The sequence below is a fragment of the Klebsiella planticola genome (assembly GCF_000783935.2).
In the GTDB taxonomy this organism is placed as follows: Bacteria; Pseudomonadota; Gammaproteobacteria; order Enterobacterales; family Enterobacteriaceae; genus Klebsiella; species Klebsiella planticola.
Genome location: NZ_CP026047.1, coordinates 746286 through 765649, shown reverse-complemented (window position 1 = coordinate 765649; position 19364 = coordinate 746286). Strand labels below are relative to the sequence as shown.

General features: G+C 53.4%; 17 protein-coding genes. 9 read left to right on the top strand and 8 right to left on the bottom strand.

Going from position 1 to position 19364, the window contains the following annotated elements; translation table 11 throughout:
* Nucleotides 1-2: 2 nt before the first annotated feature.
* Nucleotides 3-590 carry a fimbrial protein gene (locus MC50_RS03560; protein ID WP_077267060.1) on the top strand — a complete coding sequence of 196 codons (588 nt, stop codon included), beginning with the start codon at nt 3-5 and terminating at the stop codon, nt 588-590.
* 45 nt (nt 591-635) lie between these two features.
* Here MC50_RS03560 and mrkJ read toward each other — a convergent pair whose 3' ends face one another.
* From mrkJ to MC50_RS03530, 6 genes are all read right to left on the bottom strand, one after another.
* On the bottom strand, nt 636-1352 hold the full coding sequence (gene mrkJ, locus MC50_RS03555) for a cyclic-di-GMP phosphodiesterase MrkJ (protein WP_032696714.1): 717 nt from the start codon (nt 1350-1352) through the stop codon (nt 636-638).
* A gap of 135 nt (nt 1353-1487) precedes the next feature.
* On the bottom strand, nt 1488-2063 hold the full coding sequence (locus MC50_RS03550; protein ID WP_047663446.1) for a helix-turn-helix transcriptional regulator: 576 nt from the start codon (nt 2061-2063) through the stop codon (nt 1488-1490).
* A gap of 4 nt (nt 2064-2067) precedes the next feature.
* Entirely contained in the window at nt 2068-2763 is a 696-nt protein-coding gene (locus tag MC50_RS03545; protein WP_032696715.1) for a flagellar brake protein, read from the bottom strand.
* A 415-nt stretch (nt 2764-3178) separates the two neighbouring features.
* Entirely contained in the window at nt 3179-4045 is an 867-nt protein-coding gene (locus MC50_RS03540; RefSeq protein ID WP_047663445.1) for an aldo/keto reductase family oxidoreductase, read from the bottom strand.
* Nucleotides 4046-4161: 116 nt separating this feature from the next.
* On the bottom strand, nt 4162-5391 hold the full coding sequence (locus MC50_RS03535) for an amino acid permease (RefSeq protein WP_032690865.1): 1230 nt from the start codon (nt 5389-5391) through the stop codon (nt 4162-4164).
* 135 nt (nt 5392-5526) lie between these two features.
* The gene (locus tag MC50_RS03530; RefSeq protein ID WP_032690866.1) at nt 5527-5988 is read right to left on the bottom strand and encodes a multidrug/biocide efflux PACE transporter; all 462 of its coding nucleotides are present in this window, start codon (nt 5986-5988) and stop codon (nt 5527-5529) included.
* A gap of 140 nt (nt 5989-6128) precedes the next feature.
* Between MC50_RS03530 and MC50_RS03525 the strand changes: the two genes are divergently transcribed.
* From MC50_RS03525 to MC50_RS03515, 3 genes are all read left to right on the top strand, one after another.
* Entirely contained in the window at nt 6129-7010 is an 882-nt protein-coding gene (locus MC50_RS03525; protein WP_032690867.1) for a LysR family transcriptional regulator, read from the top strand.
* Nucleotides 7011-7115: 105 nt separating this feature from the next.
* A complete protein-coding gene (locus tag MC50_RS03520) occupies nt 7116-8294 on the top strand; it encodes an acetyl-CoA C-acetyltransferase (protein WP_047663444.1) in 1179 nt (392 codons plus the stop codon).
* A gap of 253 nt (nt 8295-8547) precedes the next feature.
* Nucleotides 8548-9243, top strand: a complete 696-nt coding sequence (locus MC50_RS03515) for an oligogalacturonate-specific porin KdgM family protein (protein ID WP_032690868.1) — start codon at nt 8548-8550, stop codon at nt 9241-9243.
* Between the two features lie 282 nt (nt 9244-9525).
* Here MC50_RS03515 and MC50_RS03510 read toward each other — a convergent pair whose 3' ends face one another.
* Complete coding sequence (locus tag MC50_RS03510) at nt 9526-10701, bottom strand: oligogalacturonate lyase family protein (protein ID WP_047663443.1); 1176 nt, start codon at nt 10699-10701, stop codon at nt 9526-9528.
* 537 nt (nt 10702-11238) lie between these two features.
* On the opposite strand from MC50_RS03510, the gene kduD reads away from it, so the two are divergent.
* Together kduD and araE are read left to right on the top strand one after the other, a co-directional pair.
* Entirely contained in the window at nt 11239-12000 is a 762-nt protein-coding gene (kduD, locus tag MC50_RS03505) for a 2-dehydro-3-deoxy-D-gluconate 5-dehydrogenase KduD (protein ID WP_004867185.1), read from the top strand.
* 378 nt (nt 12001-12378) lie between these two features.
* Nucleotides 12379-13797, top strand: a complete 1419-nt coding sequence (gene araE / locus MC50_RS03500; RefSeq protein ID WP_032696716.1) for an arabinose-proton symporter AraE — start codon at nt 12379-12381, stop codon at nt 13795-13797.
* Here araE and MC50_RS03495 read toward each other — a convergent pair whose 3' ends face one another.
* Entirely contained in the window at nt 13798-14793 is a 996-nt protein-coding gene (locus MC50_RS03495; RefSeq protein ID WP_032696717.1) for a LacI family DNA-binding transcriptional regulator, read from the bottom strand.
* Between the two features lie 244 nt (nt 14794-15037).
* Here MC50_RS03495 and MC50_RS03490 point away from each other — a divergent pair, with 244 nt between their 5' ends.
* The 3 genes from MC50_RS03490 to MC50_RS03480 all read left to right on the top strand — a co-directional run bounded on the left by MC50_RS03490 (nt 15038) and on the right by MC50_RS03480 (nt 19199).
* The gene (locus MC50_RS03490; RefSeq protein WP_004867177.1) at nt 15038-16279 is read left to right on the top strand and encodes an MFS transporter; all 1242 of its coding nucleotides are present in this window, start codon (nt 15038-15040) and stop codon (nt 16277-16279) included.
* 18 nt (nt 16280-16297) lie between these two features.
* Nucleotides 16298-17731: a glycoside hydrolase family 32 protein gene (locus MC50_RS03485; RefSeq protein ID WP_032698857.1), complete on the top strand. Its 1434-nt coding sequence runs from the start codon at nt 16298-16300 to the stop codon at nt 17729-17731.
* A gap of 124 nt (nt 17732-17855) precedes the next feature.
* Entirely contained in the window at nt 17856-19199 is a 1344-nt protein-coding gene (locus tag MC50_RS03480; protein WP_032690874.1) for a carbohydrate porin, read from the top strand.
* Nucleotides 19200-19364 lie beyond the last annotated feature (165 nt).

The following is a 19364-nucleotide window of genomic DNA, read 5'->3' as shown; positions in this document are numbered from 1 at the left end:
CGATGCTGGCCGCCTCGTCGGCCTACGGTTTTATGACCAATTATGATAACGGACGCGTTGATTTTGTCGGCCGGGTGACGGATATCTCCTGCAGCGTTGCGCTTAACGGCGCGAATAATGCCGGGAGCGGCAATGTCTGGCTGGCGCCGGTGAGTCTGGCGGAAGTCCACGGCCGCGGGGCCGGCGCATTTATGAAGCCGCAGTCCTTCACTCTTGAGTTGTCGAATTGTCAGCTCCGCCATGATGGCGGCGCGGCGGATAAAAATGAGATTCGCGCGGTGAATGTGCGCTGGATTGATGGATTTATGATCGATGCTGTCGCGAACGAAAATGCGGGCTATCTGGCGAATACGCTACCGGATGGGGCGCGTAATATCTATCTGGCGCTGTCAACCAATGATAATAATACGCTGGATAAGAGTAATAAAATTGTCCCCGCCGATCCGCAACAAAATCGGGTACCGCTTGTTGAAAAATCGGTTAATGGCGGTGTATTTACTTATTATATCGGCTATGTCACGCCGTCCCCGGAAAAAGCGACAACCGGCCCGCTGACCAGCTGGGCAACCTGGGAACTCGTGTATAATTAAGCGCGTGTTATTTAGCGTATAAAATACCGCATGATTGCGATATTTTTATGCGCTAACCCTTTCCTGCACCAGTTGTTCAATGCTGACTTCTTTCCAGTAATGACCCTGAATAGCAAACCACTCCATTCCCTTAAGCCAGTTTTTATGCGCTTCGCTCTCGACACCTTCAATAATGACATTGTGGTTATTACGTGACAGGAATGTCACCAGGGCATCCATCAGCGGCCGCCCGGATTCTTTCTGCATGAGATGCCAGAAAAAATCTTTGTCAATTTTGACATAATCAAAATGGTATCCACGAATAGCATTAATACCGGCATAACCAGAACCAAAGTCATCGAGCCACAGTGTCGACGTCTGGGGAGTTTTCCAGCTGGCTAAGGCGTTATTAAGCAGGCTGTTGGCATTTTCCGTAACCTCAAAATGTACACACTTCAGATGGTTAATGTAGGTTTCGAGTTGCGGCTGGCGCAACATCCCGAGAATATGATCGTCAACATTGATTGTCGCGGAAATACCATTATCAATAAACCATGCCTGATGTTTTTCAATCAATGCCAGTTGTTCCATGAAAATACTTTCACGAAGTGCCGCATTGGCATGGCGAAAGAAAAATTCCGGCGCCACAGGAATAGAATCGAAGCGGCTTAAACACTCCACTGCCACGAGAGTGTCCCGCGGTGAGAACATTTTTTGAAAAACATAACGAACAGAGATATCGCCACGGGATAAGTTATAGTCAGAAAATAGGTTAGCGTTCATTTTCTCGTGTCAGGCACTTTACAGAACATCGCTGCAGGGTGAAATTATTATAAGTGACCTTTCTGCAGTTTGGAATGTTTATTAAAAGTAACTTTTCAATTAATTATCCGGTTTCGATTGGGGGCGGTTTTTTTTCTAGCATTGATACATATCGACTATTTTATTGTGCATTGCTCGCGAATTATGCATGCCAAGTTTTTGCATGATATGAATCCGGTGGCTGTGTACGGTTTTATGGTCAATATTCAGCAGGGTGGCAATTTTTTTGTTGTTGTGACAGGTCAGGGTCAGCTCCAGCACCTGGCGCTCTCTGGCGGAGAGCTTCTTCGGTACTGAAAAATCGCCGTCGTCTGCCGGCGCGCTGACGGCGCGATAAAAATCGTGTAGTGGTGTTTTTTCTGTAAGAATCATTGTGTTATCTATGTTTATTAGTTCTCTGAACAGGCTGGCAATATCGCTCCTGACCACCAGAATTAGCCGGGCGCAGTGCAGAAGACGCCAGCGCATATCGTTGAGCAATAACATCGTGTCGGCAGCAGAAAAGTCCTTATGAATGGCGTTGAAAATAACGATCCCAGACAGGGGGGCGATTGCCCCCCGAGTGATATCCTGATAACGGAAGATGGTGATATTTTTATTGTTATCAACCAGATACCGATGAATTGATTGACCGATTAAATTATCATCGGTATACAGAAATATCCTGTCCAAGGGGTCAGACTCTCTTTTTTCGCTTAGCTTCCAGAATCAAATCGAGCAGCATTTTCTCTATTCTGGTCTTATCTTCGCGGTTGCGGAATTTAAACTGACAGGAAACCTGGTGATAGCTTTCACTGTCTTCATCAAATGTCACTTCAACAACATTTTTTATTGCTAAATCAATAGTGATTTCACCATGCTCAGCCAGAGACAGAACTGAATTTTTGAGGATTGAATTATGCGTGAGAAACTTCAGATTCGGGCTTTTCGCGATCAGCGCACAGCCGCCATCTGAAATGTCTTTAATATCGAAAAGATAGTTTTCGCCATTTCTATGTCGACCACGACAAAAAAAGTCATAACGGTGATGCAAACGAAAGCGAGGGTCGCGACGTCGTTGCACCACATGAATGCATTCGGGTAAGGCAAAAGAGACTTTATTGCCGTGTTCCGCGTCGGAGTTATAACTTTTCTTTAACGATGAACAGAACTCAATCTTTCCTGAATCACTATGCAGGATGAATTTATATTTATGCCCGGGGGGGATTTTGCTATGGGTGACGATATGGAACTCAGCAAAATCGACCCGGGTAAGTCGGGTCATGATGTTTTTGTTATTAAAGAAAATTTCTATCTCGGATTGCTTTCGAAGTTCCTCCCTGAAAATAGCAATGATTTCATACCTGCTGGTCTTTATTGTTCCCTCTGTCATGTAAAATCCTTGTTGATTATTTATTGTGTGTAGTTAATTTTTCTTATGGCAATGCCAACATTCTGATTGCATTAACCAGATGTTTTTATGAGCATTTGATGTTATTAGCTATCTTTGTCGCTAAATTGATTTGTATAAACGTCGAATCAGATGTTGTTTTTCCTGTAATCAAGAGTTGTAAAGAATTTTGGGGAAGGCAAAAACGACAGAAGTCCCCAATAAGGGGACTTGTCAAATTAGTATAAATCAATGCTGTATATAGGGTTGTTTCGTGCAGATTAGTGCAAGCATATACCCATTTGTAGGATATATAGTGCCAGCAGCGTTGGGCTAATTCCAGCCAAATAATAGGAGGGGAAAAGGGCGTCCGGCAAGGACCTGTGCGGAAGGAAACGCACAGGTGTACCGAAGACCGTCAGCTCTGCAATTTCGCTAATGTAGCGATGGCTTCAGGAGGCAGGGTTAATGCGCCAGCGGCCAGGTTTTCCTGCAGATGCTGGAGCGAAGAGGTGCCCGGGATCAGCAGAATATTAGGCGAACGTTGCAGCAGCCAGGCGAGCGCAACCTGCATCGGTGTCGCCTCCAGCGCGGCGGCAACATCATTCAGTTCCTGTGCCTGTAGCGGGGTAAATCCCCCAAGCGGGAAGAAAGGGACGTAGGCAATATTTTGTGCGGCAAGCTCATCAATCAGCGCATCGTCTCCGCGATTGGCGACGTTATATTGGTTTTGCACGCAAACAACCGGCGTCAATTTTTGCGCATCGGCCACCTGCTTCGCCGTGACGTTACTGAGGCCGATGTGGCGAATAAGCCCACGTTCTTTAAGTTCAAGCAGCGTGGTCAGCGGCGCTTCCAGTGAGCCTTCTACCGGACCGTGGGTGCCGAGCATGCTGCGCAGATTGACGATCTCCAGAACATCGAGCCCCAGATTACGCAGGTTGTCTTCCACCGCCTGGGTGAGCTCTTCCGGCGACATCGCCGGCAGCCAGTTGCCCTTTTCATCACGACGAGCGCTGACTTTCGTCACGATGCAGAGATCGTCTGCATAAGGGTAGAGCGCTTTGCGAATCAGCTGGTTAGTAATATGCGGACCGTAAAAATCGGAGGTATCAATATGATTGACCCCCGCCTCTACCGCTGCGCGCAGGACACGGATAGCGGCGTCCGGATCGGCAGGCGGACCAAATACGTCGGGGCCGGCTAACTGCATGGCCCCGTAACCCAGGCGATAGACCTGGCGATGACCTAATGTTCCGTTTCCGGATAGTTTTACGCTGGACATGGCGACTCCCCACTGGTGTGCAAACCCTAAGTGTAAACCTGGCGAGGAAGTCCGGATGGCAGGAATATTGGCAGAACGTGCGGCGGCGGTGATAACCGCTGCCGCAGAGGGGAAAATTAGCTAAAGAACATGACCGAAACGCACAGCAGGCCGACTACCAGGGTGATGAAATTACCCACTGAACGGTAGGGTTTGAGTGCGGGAATAATGTAGGTCGACAGCGTCGGCATGATGAACAGGATCATGGCGATCAGCGGACCGCTGATGGCATAGATCATGGAAATGGCGTTTGGATTGATGAAGCAAACTATGAACGTCAGCGTTGAGACCAGCAGAATCGACATCGCGCGGTTAAAGGCGCGGCTTTTACGAATGCCGACCTGATTCAGCGACGTTTTCACGATTTCGCTGGCGCCTTCAATCACGCCAAAATAGGTGCCGAGAAATGACTTCGACATGGCCACGACGGCGACCACGATGCCTGTTATCGCCAGCCACGCCGGGGAGCCTGGCATCATCGACAGCGCGGAGAGAATGGTCACCCCTTCGTTGCGTGCGCTTTCAATATAGGAGACCGGTATCGCCAGCAGGCAGCTGAAGACAAAAAACAGCACGCTGGCGCAGATGATGGTATAGGCCACCTTCATGATTTTTTTGCATTTACCCATAGCCAGATCACCATATTTCTCCTGCTGATCGATAGCAAAAGTTGAAATGATTGGCGTATGGCTAAAAGCGAAAACCATCACAGGGATCGAGATCCAGACCTGGTGGAACGTATGTGAGGTCAGCTGCAACTGACTGGTGAGGTGCTCAGGTTGCCAGTCGCCGATTAAATAGATCGACAAGAACAGGAAGCAGGCAATCAGCGGGAACACCAAAAAACCCATCACCTTAATTGTGATATGGCGGCCCATCAAAAAGATCAGGTTTAACACCATGACCACGGCCAGACTTAGCATGGCGCGAACGGCGGGCGTAATCGGCATGTGCCTTGCCAGCTGCTCGGCGAGCGAGTTGGTGATTGCCACGGCGTAAATCAGAACCACCACGAAGAAGGCGAGGAAATAGAGCGCGGTGATCAGATTACCCACTTTCTTGCCGTAGTAATGGTTAACCGCCCCGGTGATCCCGACGCCGGGCGCAACTTTCGCGGAGAGAATGAACTGACTCAGTGCTTTATGCGGCCAGTAGGTTAACGGCCAGGCGACCAGCGCGGTGATGAACAGAACAATGGCGCCAGCAGACCCCAGCTGGATCGGCAAAAACAGAGTGCCAGCGCCTACGGCAGTGCCATATAAGGCAAAACTCCAAAGAGTTTCTTCTTTAGACCAAATTTTAGACATTGTGTGAATTTATCAACCGTAAGACCAAAAAAAAGGAGTGTAATTTACCACAACAATGAATGCGCCGTTGCGATACTTTCGGATGACAAATAAGGCAGGGGATCGCCGGGCATCCTCCCCGGCGATGAAGTGTAGTTAGCTGCGTGCCAGGATCCGCTGCTGGCGATATTTCAGTACCCGTTCGCGCAGGGTATCCCATCCCCAGTTAAACAGCATGGTGTAGGGCAGGAAGAACAGCATAAAGCCGATTTCCAGCATAAACGCCTGGATCACCGGGATCCCGAGAATCAGTGCCACGGCGGTGACCCCGATAAGAATAAACCCGGACTCAAAGCCGATGGCGTGCAGCGCGCGGACTTTCAGGGTTCGCACCACGCGAGATACCGGCCACAGGCGGTCAAAAGCGGCGTTATAAATCAGGTTCCACACCATGGCCAGCGTCGCGAGCAGCACGCTCAGCCCACCCATTTCAAGAACCGAACGCTGCATCAGCCAGGCGGCGGTCGGGGCAAGAATTAATGTGGCGAGTCCTTCAAAACTGACTGCATGGATAACGCGCTCTGTCAGCGTCTTACGCTGAAATTGGTTCTGTTGCATGGCTTGCTACCTCCGAAAAAGCCGTTGCTCTGACCGGTTCCTCTGCGACAGGGAGGGAACAGATTCTGAGAAATTACTCCGCATTTTATGGATAAATATGATAAACAAAAGATAGATTCCATCGATAAAGTAGATAGTTCATGCGCTATTCTCCCGAAGCTCTCACCGCATTTGTTGAAGCCGTGGCCTGCGGGTCTTTTTCTGCCGCCGCCCGCCGGCTGCGCAAAAGCCAGTCCACCATCAGCACCGCCATTTCAAACCTTGAAGCCGATCTGGGCGTCGCGCTGTTTGACCGCGCGACCCGCCATCCCACGCTGACGCCGCAGGGTGAACAGGTGCTGAGTTACGTCAAAGCGATTCTGGCGGCCAGCGATCGGCTGGATGAGCTGGCTATTTCACTGTCTGATGAAACGGAAGCGCGCCTGACGTTTGTTCTCTCCGACACGTTGCACCCGGATGTGCTGGAGGATCTGCTGCAGCAGTTCGATCGTCGTTTTCCCCACACCGAGTTTGAATGCCTCATAGGGGAAGATGAGGATGTCATTGACCTGTTGCAGAAGGAGCGCGCGCAGGTGGGGCTGATTGAGGCCCGGGATAGCTATCCGACGGAGATTGGCAGCACCCGGCTGCCGTTACAAACGGCGATGGCTATCTACGTGGCCCCCGCGCATCCGCTGGCGGCACAGGGGCGGGTCACCTGGGATGAGCTGCATAGCTGGCGAGAACTGCGCCTGAGCACTTTTCTGGCCAGCTCGCTGGAGCCTGCGAAAGGCCAGGTCTGGTCGGCGCCGAACTATTTACTGCTGCTCAGCATGACGGTACAGGGGCTGGGATGGTGCATTTTACCCTGTGCGCTGGTTGAAGAGTTTGCCGGGTCAGGCACGCTGGTGGCGCTGAACATTCCCGGCTGGCCGCGGGCGATTTCCGTTGATTTACTGTGGAATAAGAAGGCGCCACCGGGGAAAGCCGGGAGCTGGCTGCGTCAGCATTTACAGCGCCAGGAACCCGCAACGCGGGGCTAATCTTTGTGATTTGCCTCACTTTTTTTAAACAATTGCGAAATTTTTTGATAACAATTCTCTACTATGTTGCTGTTTCTTTGCGCACAGGCAGGGCAGAGGTAGAGGATGAAAGATGTCGTGATCGTTGGTGCGTTGCGCACCCCGATAGGGTGTTTTCAGGGAACGTTGTCGCGCCACTCCGCGGTAGAGTTGGGGAGTCTCGTGGTCAAGGCTCTGGTGGAACGTACCGGTATCGACCCGCAAAGTGTTGATGAAGTGATCCTCGGGCAGGTGCTGACTGCGGGGACCGGGCAAAACCCGGCCCGTCAATCGGCGATCCGCGGCGGTCTGCCGAATACCGTTTCTGCCATTACGATTAACGACGTGTGTGGTTCCGGACTGAAGGCGCTGCATCTGGCGACGCAGGCAATCCAGTGCGGTGAAGCCGACGTGGTGATTGCCGGCGGTCAGGAAAATATGAGCCGGGCGCCGCACGTTCTCACCGATAGCCGCACCGGCGCTCAGCTGGGTAACAGCCAGCTGATTGACAGCCTGGTTCACGATGGTTTGTGGGATGCTTTCAACGATTATCACATGGGAGTCACGGCGGAAAATCTGGCGCGTGAATATGGTATCAGCCGCGAGCTGCAGGATGCCTGGGCGCTGAGTTCGCAGCAAAAGGCCCGGCGGGCGATTGATTCAGGGCGCTTTCGTGATGAGATTGTGCCGGTGACCACCGAGCTGAACGGGGCGCCGCGCTCCGTTGATACCGATGAGCAGCCGCGGGTCGATGCCAGCGCCGAAGGGCTGGCCAGTCTGCTACCCACCTTCGATCGGCTGGGTTCAGTGACCGCAGGCAACGCTTCCAGCATCAATGACGGCGCGGCGGCGGTAATGATGATGAGCGAATCGAAAGCGCAGGAGCTCGGTCTGCCGATCCTTGCGCGGATCCGCGCTTTTGCCAGCGTCGGCGTCGATCCGGCCCTGATGGGGATCGCGCCGGTACACGCGACGCGCCGCTGTCTGGAGAGAGCGGGCTGGCGGCTGGATGAGGTCGATCTTATCGAGGCCAATGAGGCATTTGCCGCCCAGGCGATTTCTGTGGGACGAGTGCTGGAATGGGATGAGCGGCGGGTCAATGTCAACGGCGGGGCGATTGCGCTGGGCCATCCTATTGGGGCATCCGGCTGTCGTATTCTGGTTTCTCTGGTGCACGAGATGATTAAACGCGATGCCCGCAAAGGGTTGGCTACGCTCTGTATCGGCGGTGGTCAGGGCGTTGCGCTGGCGGTAGAACGCGCATAGTCCCGCTTTGCTTTACCTGCTTCTCAAGCCTCCTTGCGGAGGCTTTTTTATTGGCTTTTCTCCCCGCAGATCCCGGCAAAATTCAGCGAAACAGGGGTGATAAAGGCCTTTTTTGTTGAGCTTTGTCACGTCCTGCTGTGCCATGTTTTTTGAAACAAATAATTACGATCTCGATCACTAAAACATACGTCCTTAAAAAATAAAATGCAGTTTCATAAAATAGAAACATAATTTTAATTTTGAGGGGTACCCTATGTTTGCAAGATCTCTGGCCCTTGCTTCTCTCTGTGCCGCAGCGTTTTCCGCTTCCGCTGTCACCGTTGATTTGCGTCATGAATTCATTGATGGAGGTAAAACAGATAAAACCAACGCCGACCGCGTCTCGGTCTCCCATCGCTTTGCCAACGGATTCGGCTTCTCCGTTGAGGCAAAGTGGAAGTCAGGCGGCGATAATACCTCGCAACCGTATTCAGATTTTGTCGGCAACGGCCACGAAGAGACCATTAGCTGGCAGTGGAAGGCGAATCAGAACTTCTCCGTGACGCCGGGGTTTAATATTGAGAGTAACGATAGCCGCTCAATCTACAAACCCAATCTGCGGGTGCAATACAGCTTCGATAATGGTTTCTACGTGGCGGCCCGTTATCGCTACGACTATACCCGCTACCCGGCGAGCGCCGGCAAAGAAGACGATAAAGTGAACCGTGGCGATGCGTGGGCCGGTTTTGTGATGGGCAACTGGCGTACCGAGCTGAACTATGTTTATGCCCGCAGCTCCGAGGGGGTGAACCGCAACGACAACAAGCCTTACTCCCAGGAGTACAACGTGAAGCTGGCCTATAAGCTGGACAAAAACTGGGCGCCGTATGGTGAAGTGGGCAACGTTGGGGTGAATGACCGCAGCGATCGCCAGACCCGTTTCCGCGTCGGGGTGGCTTACAGCTTCTGATAAAACCCTCTTCCGTCATGACCCCGGAGCCGTTAGCCGGGGTTTTCTGTTGCTGTCGTCCGGCAGCGCGTCCTTTAGCACTGATTCTGGCGAAAGCAGGTTTGCCGCCCGCGCTGTTGAGAGGAGCCGCGGAAAATTTCACCGGCACGGGTGCAACAGAAGGTGAGCAGAAACGGCTTTTGCCTGCCTCAGATACCCCGCCGGGCGGTAATGAAACAAAAAAGCCCTCCGCGAAGGAGGGCAAGGCCAGTTACAGAAACACACTCAAAAACGATACGGATATTACGCCTGCAGCATCTCCGGATGCACTGGCAGTTTCGCGATGTAGATAGCCGGTTTTCCGTCTTTGTCCGAGCTGAACAAGATTGCGCCATCGTCCGGCGTAAACGAAGGATGCGGATGGGTGACCTGACGGCTATTGGCGACCGTCGCCCAGGAGGTATCATGCCGGGCAACGCGGAAGTAAGCCTGTTTCGCGACATCAAAGACATAGAGATAAGGGTCATTATCAATGGTGTAACCGCTGGTATCTTTCACATCCACCGGCGTACCAGAGCCATCCCCGACTAACAGCGTGCCGTCGAAATTGCTCATCAGATGCGAGCAGGCGGGCATCGGCATCAGCGCGGTATTGATGCCGGTATCCGGATCGAAGCGATAAATCGTCCGTCCCTGTTGACCTTTCAGATAAGAGACATAAATCAGCGCAGAACCGTTCGGGACCCAGAATTCGTGGGTACAGCTTTCACCCTCGGCATGCTCTTTGACTTTCCGTACGTGGCTGCCATCTTCGTTGACCATCCACATCCGGGCGTCGACCAGATCGTGCGGCCCTTCATGGCAGAAGGCGACGGTGTTGTCGTCGAACGGACGGTAGATAGGATGGCCCAGCCATTTTTTCTCTTCATGAATAACGCGGCTCTCGCCGCTTTGCAGGTCGACGCGCAGCAGACGGCAGTGCGGACCTTTATGGAAGAAGTCGTGGAAAATCTGCCAGTCGTTGAGCGGCGTCCAGTCGCTTTTCGCAATCTCAATACCGACCAGTTTGCTGCAGTCGCTGTTGGCGACCCAGGTACCGTATCCGACCCACTCATCCGGGACGCGGTAGACCTGACGTTCCTGGAGGGTTGAAAGGTTGACTTCCAGCAGCGTACGGTCGTTTTTAACGTAATAGAGCGCGGAGTCATCCGGTGAGAGAAAGCCGCCGAAGGTATTATCGCCGGCGCCTTCGGTGAGCTGAACGGCCTCGGCTGTCGCGATATTTAACAGATAGTAGTTCCAGTGGCCATCAAACTCGCCGGCGAACAGCAGGTGGCTGCCATCATTAAAAAAACACTTCTGATAGAAATAGTTACGATGACAGGTTACTTCCGGAGGGGTTAAGCGGGTGATCTCCGCGCCGGTATCCGGATCGCGACTGACTGCATAATTCAATTTTACCCGCATGCCTTTAGCCATGATGTACTCCTTTTCCTTCCCGCGATGTCGCCTGTCTGCAGGGGACGTGTAGCCAGGTGAGGTTGATTTAAAAGATGAGTGTTAATTTATCAAAACATCGTTTCATTATTTGTGATGACGAGCGCAATTCGCCATAAAATGTTGCTCTGGATCGCGGTTTTACCGCTCTGTCACCTGGCATCTCGAGGCGATCTTTGTTTTCATGCCCACTTTTTGCGTTTTGCCGTCCTTTTTCAAAGTTAAATTAACTCATTGTATTTTATTATTTTTATATCTTTTCTTGCGCATCGCTCCGTGATCGGTTTTGCATTTTTGATAAATAGATGGTGAAAATATGAAACATTGTTTTAATAAAAATTGAAAACACCTTTCCTCGGGGGTAAGATGTCGACACCAGTAAAACGAAACTGTGTTTTATTTTTAAGGTGGGTAATACCCAGAGCGTTTTCCCTGGCGTAAGCAACCGTGAGGGATGCGGATCGGACAAATAGAACCTTGCCTGTGTTGTACGGGCTCTGAAAGATTAAGGAACAAAGTATGATACTTGATGCATTCTCTCTACAGGGTAAAGTGGCTGTTGTCACCGGCTGCGATACCGGTCTGGGTCAGGGTATGGCGCTCGGTCTGGCCGAAGCGGGCTGCGATATTGTCGGCATTAATATTGTTGAGCCGGTGGAAACGATTGAGCGTGTTACCGCGCTGGGACGTCGTTTCCTGAGCCTGACCGCCGATTTGCGCCAGATTGACGGTATTCCTCAACTGCTTGAGCGCGCGGTTGCCGAATTCGGTCATATCGATATTCTGGTCAACAACGCCGGTCTGATTCGCCGTCAGGATGCCCTTGAATTCAGTGAGAAAGACTGGGATGACGTGATGGATCTGAACATCAAGACCGTGTTCTTTATGTCTCAGGCGGCGGCGAAGCACTTTATTGCCCAGGGTAACGGCGGCAAGATCATTAATATCGCGTCGATGCTCTCTTTCCAGGGCGGTATTCGCGTACCGTCCTACACCGCATCAAAAAGCGGCGTGATGGGGGTGACCCGTCTGCTGGCGAACGAGTGGGCGAAGTACAACATCAACGTCAATGCGATTGCGCCGGGCTATATGGCGACCAACAACACCCAGCAGCTGCGCTCCGATGAACAGCGTAGCGCGGAAATTCTTGACCGCATTCCGGCAGGGCGCTGGGGCTTACCGGACGATCTGAAAGGGCCGGTGGTCTTTCTCTCCTCCAGCGCATCGGATTACATTAACGGCTACACCGTGGCGGTCGATGGCGGCTGGCTGGCGCGCTAAGCTCGCGCGGCGACAGGCGATAAACCCTGCTGTGACGGCAGGGTTTTTTTATGCCTGGCGGCGGTGGGCCAGGTCACTTCACCATGCGGCAACCGGCGCAACAGCGATAAAAAATGAACATTAATTATCCATATTTAGATGGCTCTTAATTTGAAGATCGTCCATATCATTTCGTCATGCTTTCAGCTATATACCAATAAATAAAGGGAGTTAATAAACAGTGATTGATGAAACGGCAATAATAGAAAGTTTAATGTCCATCACAAAACAACTCCTTCCAGCTATTTAATCCATATCTTTGACGTCTCCTCCCTGACACTTTGTCGCGTCGATCGCGTACTTTCACTGAACGTTTTACTTTGCTCAGGCAGGAAAAAAATGACCTCAATCAGTGACGGCACGACGGTCCTGGCGCGTAGCCAGCGTGATACCCGACGCATGAACCAGTTTGTCTCTATTGCCGCTGCGGTGGCTGGATTGCTATTTGGCCTCGATATAGGGGTGATTGCCGGGGCGCTGCCCTTTATTACCGACCATTTTGTCTTATCCAGCCGGCTGCAGGAGTGGGTGGTCAGCAGCATGATGCTTGGGGCGGCGGTTGGCGCGCTGTTCAACGGCTGGCTCTCCTTCCGACTGGGACGTAAATACAGTCTGATGGCGGGGGCGGTACTGTTTGTGGCCGGGTCGGTCGGATCGGCGTTTGCCGCGAGTGTCGAAATGCTGCTGGCGGCAAGGATCATTCTCGGTATCGCCGTGGGGATCGCCTCGTATACCGCGCCGCTGTATCTTTCTGAAATGGCGAGTGAAAATGTGCGCGGCAAGATGATCAGTATGTATCAGCTGATGGTGACGCTGGGGATCGTCATGGCCTTCCTGTCCGACACCGCATTCAGCTACAGCGGTAACTGGCGGGCGATGCTGGGCGTTCTGGCGCTGCCGGCGCTCCTGCTGATGGTTCTGGTGATTTTCCTGCCGAACAGCCCGCGCTGGCTGGCTGAAAAGGGGCGCCACGTCGAAGCGGAAGAGGTGCTGCGTATGCTGCGCGATACTTCGGAAAAAGCCCGTGATGAGCTCAATGAAATCCGCGAAAGCCTGAAGCTTAAGCAAGGCGGCTGGGCGCTGTTTAAGATCAATCGCAACGTCCGCCGCGCGGTCTTCCTTGGCATGCTGTTACAGGCGATGCAGCAATTTACCGGCATGAATATCATCATGTACTACGCGCCGCGTATTTTTAAAATGGCCGGCTTCACCACCACCGAGCAGCAGATGGTTGCCACGCTGGTAGTGGGCCTGACCTTTATGTTTGCGACCTTTATCGCGGTCTTTACCGTCGATAAAGCGGGGCGTAAACCGGCGCTGAAAATCGGCTTTAGCGTGATGGCTATCGGAACGCTGGTGCTGGGCTACTGCCTGATGCAGTTTGATAACGGTACCGCCTCCAGCGGGCTGTCCTGGCTTTCCGTCGGCATGACCATGATGTGCATTGCAGGCTATGCGATGAGCGCCGCGCCGGTGGTGTGGATCCTGTGTTCGGAAATTCAGCCGCTGAAATGCCGCGACTTTGGCATCACCTGTTCGACCACCACCAACTGGGTGTCGAACATGATTATCGGCGCCACCTTCCTGACGCTGCTGGATACGATTGGCGCAGCGGGGACCTTCTGGCTCTACACCGCGCTGAACGTGGCGTTTATCGGCGTGACGTTCTGGCTGATTCCGGAAACCAAAAACGTCACGCTCGAACATATTGAGCGCCGACTGATGTCCGGCGAAAAGCTGCGCAATATCGGTAATTAATCACAAGGATGCTCTGGGCAGCCACGGACTGGCTACGCGTACCGTTTCCCGATGGTTATCACCGTGAATAATATGCAGGGCGCTCAGGCGCCCGATGTCATAGTGCGGCAGCTGCACCGTCGATAGCGGCGGTAAAAATAGATCGCCAATGCCGACCATATTATCGTAGCCCAGCACCGCAACGTCCTGCGGAATCCGCAATCCTTGCGCCAGCAGCGTCTGATAGACCATAAAAGCGATACGATCGTTGCCGCAGATAATCGAATCGAACGACGGTTTCCCCCGACGCAGATGGGCCTGCACCACGGCGGGAATATCTTGATAGTGCTGATCGCCCCAGGTCATATAGCTGTGCACCAACGTATCCGGATCGATACCGGCTTCGCGGCAGGCGCGCTCCAGCCCGTGGCGGCGGCGCACGGTGGCAAGATGGTTGGCCGGGAGATGTAAACAGAGCGGGTTACGGTAGCCTGCGGCGAGCAGCGCTTTTACCGCAGCGTACTGACCCTGCTCATCATCAGGAATATAGCTGGCGACCGGGTCGTTAAGACTTTCGCAGTTGGCGAGGACGCAGGGGAGCGTCAGCAGCTTGGCCGGAACGGGGACCTGGCGCAGCCCCATGGTGGTGTAGATGATACCGTCAGGACGGTGGGAGAGCAGCAGATCGACGATGGTTTCCGGACTATCATCGGAAAACATATTCACCACGAAGCTGTTCCAGCCATGCGCGCGGGCGGTCTCTTCGATAGATAACGTGATCTCAACCGAAAACGGCGTGGTGACGGTATCCAGTGCCAGTACGCCAATGGTATTCGGCGTGGCGCGCGCGCCGCGGATTTTCTTGGCTGACAGGTCGGGGACATAGTTGGTCTGTTCGATAGCCGCCTGAACGCGAGCCAACGTCTCGGGTTTCAGACGTTCCGGGTTGTTCAGCGCCCGTGAAACCGTCATCAGAGATACGTTTGCCAGTTTTGCCACATCTTTCAAGGATGCCATATTTCACACTCCACCGTTGCCGCATGCAACAGGCTATACAACTAAGTTGCTGATGTAAAAGGATCATACGATATTCTATCGTATGCCGTGTTCTCTCCGTGGGCCGGATTATTTGATCGCGATCGCACCTTCGTTATGTTAACGTTAACTTTTGTGATTAACATCATGTATCTCAGTAAAACGGCATGATTTATGTTTTTTGTTAACGTTACCATTGCATGCATTACCCCTACACGAGAATGTCATGATGAAAGCCCATCACTCTCACAGCTATCCGCTCCTCAGCGCCTTACTGTTTTTCTTTTTTGTTACCTGGTCCTCTTCCGGCTCATTGCTCTCTATCTGGTTGCACCAGGAAGTCGGGCTCAAGGCGGGGGATACCGGGATCATCTACGCCGTGCTTTCCGTATCAGCGCTGTTTGCCCAGGTGTGTTACGGCTTTATTCAGGACAAGCTCGGGCTGCGTAAAAACCTGCTGTGGTATATCACCGTGCTACTGATTCTCTCCGGGCCGGCCTATCTGCTGTTTGGTTATCTGCTGAAAATAAACGTGCTGCTCGGCAGTATTTTTGGCGGGATCTATATCGGCTTAACCTTTAACGGCGGCATCGGGGTTCTCGAATCCTATACCGAACGCGTGGCGCGCCAGAGCCAGTTTGAATTTGGTCGGGCGCGTATGTGGGGATCGCTGGGTTGGGCGGTGGCGACCTTTTTTGCCGGATTGCTGTTTAACATCAATCCGAAACTTAACTTTGCGGTCGCCAGCTGTTCCGGCCTGGTATTCTTTGTTCTGCTGGCGCGGCTGCGGGTCTCCTCCGCACCGCAGGCCATGCAGGAAGCGATCTCGGGCGGCAAAGTGACGCTGGAGGATGCGCTGCGTCTGCTGACGCTGCCGCGTTTCTGGGCGCTGGTCTTTTTTGTCGTCGGGACCTGCATTTACGGCGTCTACGACCAACAGTTCCCGGTCTACTTTTCCTCGCAGTTCGCAACCTTGCAGGAAGGGAACGCGATGTACGGCTACCTGAATTCTTTCCAGGTATTCCTCGAAGCGGCCGGGATGTTCTGCGCGCCGTGGCTGGTTAACCGTATTGGCGCGAAAAACGGCCTGATTTTCGCCGGGATGGTCATGGCATTACGTATGGTGGCCTCCGGGCTGGTGGAAGGGCCGCTGCTGATTTCCATCACCAAACTGCTCCATGCGGTGGAGCTGCCGGTACTGCTGGTCGCCATCTTTAAATACAACAGCTTAAACTTTGATAAACGCCTCTCTTCCACGCTGTACCTGGTGGGCTTTGCCTGCACCAGCTCGGTCATTGCCACGGTGCTGTCGCCGCTGGCGGGCTACAGCTACGAGAAATATGGCTTCGCCCAGTCCTATCTGATTATGGGACTGCTGGTGTTCTGCACCACCTTTATCTCCATTTTCTTGTTGCGATCCAGTCGCTCATCTTCGGATCCGATGATGTCGCAACCCTCCGCTATCTGAATGAAAAGAGTGAAGAATATGATGTATACCGTTGCTAACGCTGAGCAGGAACTGCAGGCGAAACGCGAGGCGTTAAACCTGCGCTGGTACCCACGCTACCATCTCGCCGCCCGTGCGGGCTGGATCAACGACCCCAATGGTCTGGTCTGGTTTGACGGCTGGTATCACGCCTTTTATCAGCATCATCCTTACTCCACGCAGTGGGGGCCGATGCACTGGGGTCATGCGCGCAGCAAGGATTTAGTCCATTGGGAACACCTGCCGGTGGCGCTGGCGCCGGAAGGGCCGGAGGATAAAGATGGCTGCTTCTCCGGTTCGGCGGTGGTGGACGGCGATACGCTGGCGCTGATCTATACCGGGCATAAATTCCACGGCGATCCCAGCGACGAAGAGAATCTCTATCAGGTGCAGTGTCTGGCCACCAGTCGCGACGGCATTCACTTTGAGCGTCAGGGGATGGTACTGGATACGCCGCCGGGACTGCATCACTTCCGCGACCCGAAGGTGTGGCGCGTCGGCGACAGCTGGTACATGATCGTCGGCGCCCGCGTCGGCGATACCGGTCAGGTGCGCCTGTACCGCTCGGACGATCTGCATCAGTGGCATGAGGAAGGGGTCCTCGACGAAGCGGAAGAGAAGATGGGCTATATGTGGGAATGCCCGGACTTCTTCACCCTCGGCGATAAGCACGTGCTGATGTTCTCTCCGCAGGGGCTGGCGGCGCAGGGCTACGAGAACCGTAATTTATTCCAGAGCGGCTACCTGCTCGGCGACTGGCAGTCCGGACAGCGCTTTGCGCGGGAAGGTCAGTTTGTTGAAATGGACCACGGGCATGACTTTTACGCTCCGCAAAGCTTCGAAACGCCCGACGGCCGCCGTATCGTCATCGGCTGGCTGGATATGTGGGAATCACCGATGCCGGAACAGCAGGACGGCTGGGCAGGAATGCTCTCTCTCCCGCGTGAGCTGAGCCTGAGTGAGGACAACCGTCTGCAGATGCGTCCGGCGAAAGAGGTGGAGTGTTTGCGTCGCGCCTGGTTCCCGTGGCCGGTCAGCACCGTGAAGAATCAGCAGTTGCTGATGGTGGAAAACTGCGACGCGATGGAGGTGATCCTGCACTGGGACTGCGCCAACAGCACCGCCGAACAATATGGACTGAGCTTTGGCGACGGTCTACGCGTCTACGTTGACGCGCAGATGCAGCGTCTGGTGCTCGAACGCCACTATCCGCAGTACGGCCTGTGCGGCGTACGCAGCGTACCGCTCACCGCCGCTGCGCCGCTGAAACTGCGCCTGTTCTTTGATAGCTCCTCGGTTGAGGTCTTCGTCAATGATGGCGAGGCCTGCCTGAGTAGCCGTATTTATCCGGACGCTTCCCGCCGGGAATTATCATTATTTGCCTGGAGCGGTACCGCTTTATTATCTGAGGGCGGCGCCTGGCAGTTAGAATAAATAAACTCAATGTTGTTAATAACCCGTCCGCGGCGACGGGCGGGTTATTATTGTCATCGTCGTCGCCGGTTTTATCCATAAATAAAAAATTTCATTTAATTAAATAATAAGAAAGGGTTTACCGATGAAAAAGATCTGGGTCGGATGTATTGTGACGTCTTTATTTACCCCTCTGGCTAATGCACAGGCGCCGTTATCTCTTGAGGAGCGGCTGGCGCAAATGGAGCAGCGGCTCAAGGCGACCGAACAGCGGGCGGCCAGCGCGGAGGCGGAAATTAAGACGCTTAAAGGCCAGCAGACGCCAGCGACGGTGGCCAGCGTTGCACCGGCTAAACCGGCTTTACAGCTTAATGATTATGGCGAATTAAAATTCTATGGCGACGTTGAATTTAATATGGATGGCGCCAGCCGCACCGGTAGCCTGACGTCGGTGAAAACCAGTGCTAATAAAAACTGGGCGCCGGGAGATAAAGAACGCTGGGATATTAACGGCCGTATTCTGCTGGGCTTTGATGGCCTGCGTAAAGGCGCTGACGGGAAATATGCTGGCTTCAGCGTGCAGCCGCTGGCGGATATGACCGGGAAAATGAATCTCGATGATGCGGTATTCTTCTTTGGCCGCCAGGATGACTGGAAAGTTAAAGTGGGGCGTTTTGAAGCCTATGATATGTTCCCGCTGAATCAGGATACCTTTATTGAGTATTCCGGTAATACGGCCAACGATCTGTACAGCGACGGCTACGGCTATATCTATATGATGAAAGAAGGACGCGGGCGTAGCAGCAGCGGCGGCAACTTTCTGCTCAGCAAAACGCTGGATAACTGGTATTTTGAGCTGAATACGCTGGTGGAGGACGGCAGCTCGCTGTTCGTCAACCGCAGCTATCACGGCAACGCGCTGGATAATCGCAAAAACGTCGCCTATGTTCGCCCGGTGGTGGCCTGGCAGTCCGGCGCCTGGTCGGTGGCGGCTGCGGCGGAGAGCAACCTGGTGAATAACGCCTACGGTTATGACAAGCAAAATGGCGGCTGGGTCGACCAGTCAAATCGTACCGGTTACGGGATGACCATGAGCTGGAACACGCTGAAAACCGATGCCGAAAATGGCGCGGTGGTGAATCTGAGTACCGCCTATCTTGACGCGGCGGATGAGAAAGATTTCAGCGCCGGTATCAACGCATTATGGCATCGTGTAGAGCTGGGCTATATCTATGCGCATAACAAAATCGACCAGTTCAATATGTCTGGGGTGAGCGGGGAATGTGACGGCGACTGCGCGATTCTGGCGCCGGGACGTTATGACATTCACACCATTCATACCTCATGGCAACTGCCGAATATTATGGATATGCCGAACTTTAATATCTATCTCGGGGCCTATGCCTCCTGGCTGGACTCTTCGGCGGCGAAAACCGGCAGTACGGATGACCGCTACGGTGCCCGCGTTCGCTTCAAATATTTCTTCTGACAGGGCTCCCGGGTCGCGGCGTAAACGCCGCGCCCGGGCTACCGGCCCGCGGACGGCAGTGAACTCGTAGCCCCCGCTAAGGCGTCAGCCGCCAGCGGGGAGATCGCCAGAGGCTGGTCTGGATGGGGTTTCCCGGAGGCGATGTTGCACATCTGTTCGGGCTAC